At 63.9% G+C, this 7209-nt stretch carries 5 protein-coding genes; all 5 read right to left on the bottom strand.

Annotated features, from left to right (window positions below):
- Positions 1–20 precede the first annotated feature (20 nt).
- Complete coding sequence (dgcA, locus tag AC4FAH_RS03920; protein WP_286988933.1) at positions 21–2099, bottom strand: dimethylglycine demethylation protein DgcA; 2079 nt, start codon at positions 2097–2099, stop codon at positions 21–23.
- Between the two features lie 278 nt (positions 2100–2377).
- On the bottom strand, positions 2378–2914 hold the full coding sequence (locus AC4FAH_RS03915; RefSeq protein WP_043333737.1) for a DUF5943 domain-containing protein: 537 nt from the start codon (positions 2912–2914) through the stop codon (positions 2378–2380).
- Between the two features lie 99 nt (positions 2915–3013).
- Positions 3014–4024 carry a dipeptidase gene (locus AC4FAH_RS03910; protein ID WP_107335565.1) on the bottom strand — a complete coding sequence of 337 codons (1011 nt, stop codon included), beginning with the start codon at positions 4022–4024 and terminating at the stop codon, positions 3014–3016.
- Between the two features lie 248 nt (positions 4025–4272).
- Positions 4273–5034, bottom strand: a complete 762-nt coding sequence (gene mtgA, locus AC4FAH_RS03905) for a monofunctional biosynthetic peptidoglycan transglycosylase (RefSeq protein ID WP_082388235.1) — start codon at positions 5032–5034, stop codon at positions 4273–4275.
- A 284-nt stretch (positions 5035–5318) separates the two neighbouring features.
- On the bottom strand, positions 5319–6500 hold the full coding sequence (gene gbdR / locus AC4FAH_RS03900; RefSeq protein ID WP_043333766.1) for a choline metabolism transcriptional regulator GbdR: 1182 nt from the start codon (positions 6498–6500) through the stop codon (positions 5319–5321).
- Positions 6501–7209 lie beyond the last annotated feature (709 nt).

Raw genomic sequence — 7209 nt, 5'->3', positions numbered from 1 at the left:
CGGCTCGGCAGATCACGTCATCAGAAGTCCTTGCACAGACGCAGGGCGTCATAGATGGCGGCGTGGGTGTTGCGCGGTGCGTTGCAGTCACCGAGGCGGAACAGCAGGTAATCATTGCCCTCGGTGGCCTGGCTCAGGCACGGCTGCGGCTTGATGGCGTAGAGCGACTCGACGTCGATCTGGCCCTTGTTGAGCGAGCCGTCCTTGAAGGCGTAGTAGAGCGCCTCATCCGGGCGTACGCCGTTCTCGACCACGATCTGATCGACGACGCGCTCTTCCAGCGTGCCGGTGTATTCGTTCTCGAGCACCGCCACCAGGCCCTCGCCTTCGCGATAGACCTCATGCAGTACCATGTCGGAGGTCATCACGACTTCCTTGGCATACAGGCTGCGGTAGTAGGTCGGGAAGGTGGTGCCGCCGACCGCCGCACCCGGCTTGATGTCGTCGGTGACGATCTCGACCCTGGCGCCCTTGTCGGCCAGATAGTCGGCCACCGAGACCCCGGAGAACTCGCAGATGCTGTCGTAGATCAGCACGTTGCTGCCCGGTGCGACGCGCCCGTCCAATACGTCCCATGAGGAGACGATCAGGCTCTTGGCCGGGTCTTCGTCGTAGCCCCAGGACGCGAACTGGTCCATGAACGGACGACCGCCCACCGCGAGAATCACCACATCGCCGCGCAGGTCACGGATGGTGGTCTCATCGGCCCGCGTGCCCAGGCGCAGGTCAACCTTCAGGCGCGCCAGTTCCAGCTGATACCAGCGCGTGATGCCGGCGATCTGATCGCGCTGCGGCGCCTTGGCGGCGATGGTGATCTGGCCGCCCAGCTCGTCACGGGCCTCGAACAGCGTCACGTCGTGGCCGCGTTCGGCGCACACGCGGGCTGCCTCCATGCCGGCCGGACCACCGCCGACGATGACGACCTTGCGCACCGGGCCGCTGGTCTTCTCGATCTGATGCGGCAGGCCCATGTATTCGCGTGAGGTGGCGGCATTCTGGATGCACAGCACGTCGAGGCCTTGATACTGGCGGTCGATGCAGTAGTTGGCGCCGACGCACTGCTTGATCTGGTCGAGCTGGCCCATCTTGATCTTGGCGATGATGTGCGGGTCGGCGATGTGGGCGCGGGTCATGCCGACCATGTCGACATAGCCGCCTTCCAGGATGCGCTCGGCCTGGTTGGGGTCCTTGATGTTCTGGGCGTGGATCACCGGAATCGAGACGACTTCCTTGATGCCGGAGGCCAGGTGCAGGAAGGGTTCCGGCGGGTAGGACATGTTGGGAATGACGTTGGCGAGGCTGTTGTGGGTATCACAGCCGGAGCCGATCACGCCGAAGAAGTCGAGCAGACCGGTGGCATCGTAATAGGCCGCGATCTGCTTCATGTCGTCGTGGGACAGGCCATCGGGATGGAATTCATCGCCACAGATGCGCATGCCGACCACGAAGTCGTCGCCGACTTCGGCACGCACCGCCTTGAGCACCTCGAGGCCGAACTTCATGCGGCCCTCGAAGCTGCCGCCCCACTCATCGGTGCGCTTGTTGACGCGCGGGCTCCAGAACTGGTCGATCAGGTGCTGGTGCACGGCGGACAGCTCGACGCCGTCCAGGCCGCCTTCCTTGGCACGCCGCGCCGCCTGGGCGAAATCGGCGATGATGCGCTGGATCTCCTCCACCTCGATGGTCTTGCAGGTGGAGCGGTGCACCGGCTCGCGGATGCCGGACGGTGACATCAGCGAGGTCCAGTCGAAGCCGTCCCAGCGCGAGCGACGGCCCATGTGGGTAATCTGGATCATGATCTTGCCGCCATGCTTGTGCACGGCATCGGCCAGATTCTGGAAATGCGGAATGATGCGGTCGGTCGACAGATTGACGGAGCTCCACCAGCCCTGCGGGCTGTCGATGGAGACCACCGAGGAGCCACCACAGATGCACAGGCCACACCCGCCCTTGGCCTTCTCTTCGTAGTAGCGCACGTAGCGCTCGGTGGTCATGCCGCCATCGGTGGCATACACCTCGGCGTGGGCGGTACTGACGACGCGGTTGCGGATGGTCAGCTTGCCGATCTCGATCGGCTGGAAGAGTGCGTCGAATGCCATGGTGAGAGCTCCTCGCCGGGGAGAGCGCCGCCTCGTCACGCTGGCCTGGCCTGCCCGCCGCCACGAGTCGTTGCTGGTGGCGGCGGGGTCGGCGTCAGGCGTCTTGCATGTCAGGAAAGGCGGCGCTCAGGCGTTGCGTTGTCGTTGTTGTGGGTGGTGAGTGTCGTGACAGAGAGATGATCGGGCAGCCGGCTTGTGCTGTTGCCTTTTGCCTGGGCCGGGCCTGGGCCTTGGCCTTGGCCCGAGCCATGGAATAGAGAGTGGCGGATCCGAAAACGTCACACTGTTCCGGGAGCGACCTCGAAATACCCCACGTCACAGCCTTCCTCACCGCCGCTCTGGGTCTGCACGGCGACGGTGCGCAGCTCGCTGCCACGCGCAGCCAGAATCTGGTCCATCGCGCCGGCGAACCAGCCGGTGAACATGTACTCGAGCTTGGTACCTGTCTTGCCCTGCTGATAGACGAAGCAGGAGTGTTCCAGGCGCACCTTGCAGGTACCGCGCTCCAGATCGATCTCCTCGGTGATGAACAGACCCCAGCCGCGCTGCGACAGGCGCTTCATGTAGTGCTCGAAGACTTCCACGCCGACCAGGCCATGCAGCTCGGCTTCCTTCTCGCACCAGTGCCAGGCGCTCTTGTAGCCGGCGTGATAGAGAATCTCGGCGTATTTCTCCACGCCCAGCGCCTCTTCCACCGCGACATGGTTGTTGATGAAGAAGTGGCGCGGCACGTACAGCATCGGCAGCGCATCGGACGTCCAGACGCCAGTCTCGCTATCCACTTCGATCGGCAGTTCAGGGGCCATCTTGCTCATGTCGGTGTCCTCCAAAGGGGGCTTGAGGGAATTGCAAAAGAGAGATCAGGAAAGAGAGATCAAGCAAGAGCGATCAATAAAGGGCACAGGCAGCCAGACTCAGCCGCCCCAGACATTTTCCAGCGTGCGCAGCCAGTTCTCGCCCATGATCTTGCGTACCTGATGCTCGCTCATGCCGCGACGCAGCAGCGCCTCGGTCAGATTGGGGAACTCGCCGATGGTGCGGATGCCTTCCGGATTGACGATCTTGCCGAAGTTGGTGAGACGACGGGCGTAGCCCTTGTCGTGGGTCAACCACTCGAAGAAGTCCTGGCCGTGACCCTGGGTGAAGTCGGTGCCGATGCCGATGGCATCCTCGCCGACCAGGTTCATCACGTATTCGATGGCCTCGACGTAGTCGTCGACGGTGGCGTTGACGCCGGCCTTGAGGAAGGGAGTGAACATGGTGACGCCGACGAAGCCGCCGTGTTCGGCGATGAAGCGCAGCTCGGCATCGGACTTGTTGCGCGGGTGGTCCTTGAGACCGGCCGGCGCGCAGTGGGAATAGCAGACAGGTACCCTGGACTCGAGGATGACTTCCTCGGAGGTCTTCGAGCCAACGTGGGAGAGATCACACATCACGCCGACACGGTTCATCTCGGCGACCATCTCGCGGCCGAAGCCGGACAGACCGCCGTCGCGCTCGTAGCAGCCGGTGCCGACCAGATTCTGGGTGTTGTAGCACATCTGCACGATGCCCACGCCGAGCTGCTTGAAGACATCGACATAGCCGATCTGGTCTTCATAGGCGTTGGCATTCTGGAAGCCGTAGATGATGCCGGTCTTGCCGGCGGCCTTGGCGGCGCGGATGTCGGCGGCCGTGCGCGCCACGCAGACCAGATCGCTGCTCTCGGCGATCAGCTGGTTGCTCTTGACGATGTTGTTGACGGTCGCCTGGAAGCCTTCCCAGACCGAGACAGTGCAGTTGGCAGCGGTCAGACCGCCCTTGCGCATGTCCTCGAACAGCTCGCGCTGCCACTTGGCGATCACCAGACCATCGATGACGATGCTGTCATCGTGCAGGGCGCGGGCCGCATCGGACCCACCGAAGGAGGAGGAGAATTCAGACATCATGTCGCTCCGGCGCTGGGCAGGCGGCTCTGGAAGTCAGGTCACTGCCCGTACCCGGCGGACAGGGCCTGCCGGAACACGATCTCCAGCAGGCTGTGCCAGCATAGTCCTGCCCTCTTTCCCCTCTGACGCCAGATGCGACCCGTGGCTATCGAATCGCGTCAGGGCTGTCGTTTCTGAAACGACGACGCCCCGACTCGAGAGAGCCGGGGCGTCGTGGGACAGCCGATGGTGAAGCGTCAGGCCGGTCAATGCGCGGGGGACAGCTCCTTGAGCGAAGGCAGCAGGTCCCAGCTCAGCCAGCCACGCGGCTGTTCCAGACGCTTCAAGTAGCCCATGCCGAGATTGTTCATCTGACGGCGCGTCCAGCTGGCACGGCGCTGGATATAGGCCGAGGGCTTGCCGGCATTGAAGCGGATCGGGTTGGGCAATACCGCCGCCAGCAGACTGGCCTGGTAGGCGGAAAGGCTGGCGGCATCGGTATTGAAGTGATGCTCGGCCGCGGCCTCGACGCCGAAGACCCCCGGCCCCCATTCGGCGACATTCAGGTAGACCTCGAGAATGCGCTCCTTGGGCCAGATCATCTCGATCAGGATGGTGAACCAGACCTCCAGCCCCTTGCGCACCCAGCTGCGCCCGTTCCACAGGAAGACATTCTTGGCGGTCTGCTGGCTGATGGTACTGGCGCCACGCAGACGCTCACCGGCCAGCCGTGCATCGATGGCCTTGACGATCTGATCGACATCGAAGCCGTAGTGATCGGGGAATTTCTGGTCTTCCGAGGCGATCACCGCCAGACGGGCATTGTTGGAAATCTGCTCCATCGGCACCCAGTCATGCTGCAGTGCCATCGGCTCGCCGGTGACCAGGCCATAGCCCCACTTCTCGAGCATCACCATCGACACCGGCAGCGGCACGAAGCGCAGCAATACCACCAGGCCGATGCAGGCCACCATCCAGCAGGCGACGACCTTGAATGCCCACACCGCCAGCCAGCGCAGGCGCTCCATCGGGCGCATGCCGGCACTCGGCGTCGGACGGCGTGTCGCCCCGCGCCGAGCACCCGCCACACGCTCCGTGCCTTCCTGCCTGCGTTGCTGTCCTCGTGCCATCCCTTGCCGTCCCCTGTCGTGCGTGTCGTGGCTCGCCGCCGAGCCATTGTCGTGTCAGCCACTGCTTCCTGGTGTCATCGAGTGTACCAGAGCGTGCCGGTGGCTCCTGTGAAAACGACAACGCCCCTGCCGGAGCGGCAGAGGCGTTGGACGTTGCGGGAGGCTGGTGTCAGTCGGCGGCGTCAGCCCTGCAGACGCACGCTGGCGTAGGTCGGCTCACCGCGCGCATTGGCCAGTGCCAGAATCGCCGAGGAGACGGGGGACTCGCTGGCCGGTTGCAGGGGCGCATTGCCGACCATGCTCTGGCCGATCGACTGGTGCAGCAGCCCTTCCAGACTGGCGACACCGGTCAGCTGGTGATCGCCATCGGCGCGACACGGCACCTCCAGCACGCTGACACTGCGCTCGCCACCGATGCGCTCGTCACGCGGCGGCATGCCGAAGTACTCGCGGTAGCACTTGGAGAAGTGCGGCGTGGACACGAAGCCGCAGGCCGAGGCCACCTCGATGATCGACAGCGCCGTCTGCTTGAGCAGCTGACGCGCGCGGGTCAGGCGCAGCTTGAGGTAGTAGCGCGACGGCGAGCAGTGCAGATACCGCTGGAACAGCCGCTCCAGCTGACGGCGCGAGACATCGACATAGTGCGCCAGCTCGTCCAGGCCGATGGGCTCTTCCAGATTGGCCTCCATCAGCGCGACGATTTCCAGAAGCTTGGGCTGGGTGGTGCCCAGCACATGCTTGAGCGGCACGCGCTGCTGGTCCTGCTCGCCACGCACGCGATCGCAGATGAACATCTCGGAGATGCCCGCCGCCAGTTCGCGGCCATGCTCGCGACCGATCATGGTCAGCATCATGTCCATCGGCGCGGTACCGCCGGAGGCCGTGGCGCGGTCCTGATCGATGGAGAACAGTCGTGTGGTCAACGGCACGCGCGGGAAGGCTTCCTGCATCGCGGCCAGACACTCCCAATGGATGCTGGTCTCATGGCCTTCGAGCAGCCCCGCCTGGGCCAGCGCCCAGCTGCCGGTACAGACGGCGCCCAGCTTGCGGCCGGCACGTGCCTGCGCCTGCAGCCAGCTGACATGCGGGCGATGCACGGAGCGCTGGATGCCGACGCCACCGCACACGATGACGATATCCAGCGGCGGGCAGGCCTCGGTGGAGGTATCGGGCGTGACCTGCAGACCATCGCTGGCACGCACGGGGGCGCCTTCCAGCGTCACGGTATACCAGCGGTACAGCTCGCGTCCGGCCAGCTGATTGGCCATGCGCAGCGGTTCCACCGCCGAGGCCAGCGAGATGAGCGTGAAGCTGTCGAGCAGCAGGAAGCCGATGGTCTGCGGCTGGCGCGTCTCGCCGGCCATTCCTGCAGCGGATGAGTGAGCTTCGTACGGGCGGGCGAAACGGCCACTGGTCAATGCCATGAGGGGAGTCCTTCTCTATATCTGCTTGAGTGGCAGACCGGGGCCTCGTGATGCCCTCTCCCGTGGCCTGATGAGGCCGGCGGGGGTCCGCAGTATTATCGTTATTGGGTCTCAGCAGGGAGCAAACCCTGAGGGGTCAGCTCCAGCAGCGACGACATCGGCGATCGGCCCCATCAGGGGGAGGTCAATAAGCGACCTCTGCAATTCCGATAGCGTCAGGGATGTCGTGATTCACTGCCTGGACGTCGTGCGTTGTCCACCTCTCGACAGTAAACCATCGCGCCTGCCTGGCGCAGTGACTTTATCGCCGCTGTGCAGCAAATCATCGTTGCCGTACGGCACAGAATAACGCCTGAGTTGGCTACCACTGACGCAGCATAAGCAAACGCCACCAGAACGGGCTTTCATGCCTTGGAGTTCTGAAAAACGCCGCTTCTCATGACGAAAAAACGACAGTCCCGCTATCCATCAATCGGTAGCGGGACTGTCGTTTCTGTCTTTCACGCAGTGTCTCTGCTCGGCGAGCGATCAGCTGCGATTGGCACTCTCACACCTCAACGCCTGAGGCTCACCTCAAAGCAGGTACTTCGCGTGCCTTTTCATTTCTACCGGCGACCACACTCACACCTCAAAGGAGGTGTTTCGCGTG

Source organism: Cobetia sp. (genome assembly GCF_983723665.1).
Note: the sequence above shows the minus strand (reverse complement) of the source record. Positions and strands in the feature narration are given on the sequence as shown.

Excerpts from the sequence above, each read along its gene's own strand:
- mtgA (WP_082388235.1), bottom strand. The coding sequence starts at position 5,034 with ATGGAGCGCCTGCGCTGGCTGGCGGTGTGGGCATTCAAGGTCGTCGCC.
- AC4FAH_RS03915 (WP_043333737.1), bottom strand. The coding sequence starts at position 2,914 with ATGAGCAAGATGGCCCCTGAACTGCCGATCGAAGTGGATAGCGAGACT.
- AC4FAH_RS03910 (WP_107335565.1), bottom strand. The coding sequence starts at position 4,024 with ATGTCTGAATTCTCCTCCTCCTTCGGTGGGTCCGATGCGGCCCGCGCC.
- dgcA (WP_286988933.1), bottom strand. The coding sequence starts at position 2,099 with ATGGCATTCGACGCACTCTTCCAGCCGATCGAGATCGGCAAGCTGACC.
- gbdR (WP_043333766.1), bottom strand. The coding sequence starts at position 6,500 with ATGGCCGGCGAGACGCGCCAGCCGCAGACCATCGGCTTCCTGCTGCTC.